At 40.9% G+C, this 2,003-nt stretch carries 3 protein-coding genes; all 3 read left to right on the plus strand.

Going from position 1 to position 2,003, the window contains the following annotated elements:
* The first annotated feature begins 211 nt into the window (after window positions 1-211).
* Window positions 212-784, plus strand: coding sequence for a DUF981 family protein (locus VE944_RS12420; RefSeq protein WP_324977355.1), 573 nt, complete (start codon window positions 212-214; stop codon window positions 782-784).
* Between the two features lie 173 nt (window positions 785-957).
* Complete coding sequence (gene grxC / locus VE944_RS12425) at window positions 958-1,272, plus strand: glutaredoxin 3 (RefSeq protein WP_324977358.1); 315 nt, start codon at window positions 958-960, stop codon at window positions 1,270-1,272.
* 341 nt (window positions 1,273-1,613) lie between these two features.
* On the plus strand, window positions 1,614-2,003 hold a 390-nt coding region (locus VE944_RS12430; protein WP_324977361.1), incomplete at its 3' end, for a nucleoside deaminase.

Here is a 2,003-nt window from a genome sequence, read left to right on the forward strand (position 1 = left end):
TTTTTACTCCTAACTACTCCAGTATAAAGCGTGTTCAAAAGGAACTAAGTTTTGAACTAGTACAAATAGGTAGCAGTATATATCTAGAACATTGCTTTTATTCAGTGTTTCTCTTTAGGTATAAAATAATAAAGAAAAAAAACTGGTAGATTCACTAAAAACTGAAAAACGAGGCGCAGAGTAAAAAGCTAGTTAAATTCAGAGGTTAATCGTGTTTATCGACTACATCACACTCATGTTGATCAATATGGTAGCTGGGCTATTTCTAATGGCTGACTATGTGTATCGGGGTATAGATAGTTCTAATCAAAGACAGTGGATTCCTGGTTTTGGAATTACGGGTGCGATCGCACTCACAACTGGTTTACACATGAGCTTCACCTGGCCAGTAATAGGTAGCTTTAACATTGCCTTCGGTGAGACAAGTATCTTATTTGGAATCTTGTTTGTTGCGGCTGCGGTTTCTCTTGCTCAAGGTTGGGATTTATTGACAATAGCAATTTACGGTTTCTTTGCTGGTGCAGTTGCGATCGTAGTGGGTATCCGCATTATTAACTTGAATATGACAAAACAACCGATTTTATCAGGAATCGGCTTTATTTTAACTGGATTAGGTGGTATTTTTGCAGCGCCAACTCTTTATTGGAAAACCAATAGAACCTGGCGACTAATTGGCACAGCAGTGCTGATAGTAGCCGCTCTAATTTGGGCATTGACTGGATATTTGTCTTACTGGAATCATTTAGAGGGTTTTCAAAAGTGGGTTCCAGCGCCGATGCGGTAAGGGACTTCCAAATAAAAAAATATACAACTATTTATTGTGGGGTGGGCGTCTCGCCCGCCCATAGTCAAAGGCGGGCAAGATGCCCACCCCACAAGATTGGATAATTTATTTCTTGGAAGTCCCTAAGCAATGATCTAGGCTAGAGACGTAGTTAAAACTTTGTTTAATAAAACATGCTGGACTTTCTTAATCTCTTTTTAAATCCCCATCCAGAGCGAGTCAAAGCCAACGTCGAACTTTATACATGGCAAACTTGTCCTTACTGCATTCGTGCCAAAATACTGCTGTGGTGGAAAGGTGTAAATTTTACCGAATATAAAATCGACGGCGACGAAGCAGCCAGAGCTAAAATGGCAGAACGCGCTAACGGACGCCGTACTGTACCGCAAATTTTTATCAATAACCAGCACATTGGCGGCTGCGATGATCTTTATCAATTAGACACACAAAGTCAACTCGATCCCCTTTTAGCTCAAGCTGCTATTTAGCTTCAGATTTTTAGTTATTGTCATTACCCCAATTTTTGTAACAGTTAAGGTATTGCAGTGACGCACATCCCGCCTTGGAATTTATTCCAAGGCGGGATAACAACGAAGCGGATATTGTCAAATGAAAAGTGATGACAGGATTTCTAGCCTGTGGGCTATATAGCGTTTTCCAATCATATAAGGTATATTTTAGCCCTCTCTCGAAGAGGGGGGAAGGGCTTGGGGTGGAGTTCTATACTTACTCAACCGAGAACCGCTATATACTTTTTCTTTCTCGTAGCATCGGTGTCATGCCCGTCCAAAGGCGAGCATAATTTTAAAATTTTTATATTGATAAGTATATGTTAACTAAGTACACAGAATATCTTATACATAAACAATGGATGAGTTCTGCCTTAGAATTAGCAAAAGTAGCAGGTGATGCAGGTGAAGTCCCTGTAGGTGCTGTTATCATTGATTCAACAGGCAAATTGCTAGCACAAGGAGAAAACAGAAAAGAGCGCGACAAAGACCCTACCGCCCATGCGGAAATTCTCGCTCTCAAAAGAGCTGCAACAACTTTACAAAATTGGCATCTTAATGAATGCACCCTCTACGTAACTCTTGAACCTTGCCCGATGTGTGCAGGTGCGATCGTCCAAGCGCGTCTAGGACTAGTTGTATATGGAGTAGACGATACAAAAACTGGCGCAATTCGTACAGTTATTAACATACCCGATAGTGCTGCTTCT

Origin of the sequence: Nostoc sp., assembly GCF_035638895.1 — a bacterium.
In the GTDB taxonomy this organism is placed as follows: Bacteria; Cyanobacteriota; Cyanobacteriia; order Cyanobacteriales; family Nostocaceae; genus Nostoc.

What these genes read in the sequence shown, in the direction of transcription:
- grxC (WP_324977358.1), top strand. Translation starts at nt 958, where the DNA reads ATGCTGGACTTTCTTAATCTCTTTTTAAATCCCCATCCAGAGCGAGTC.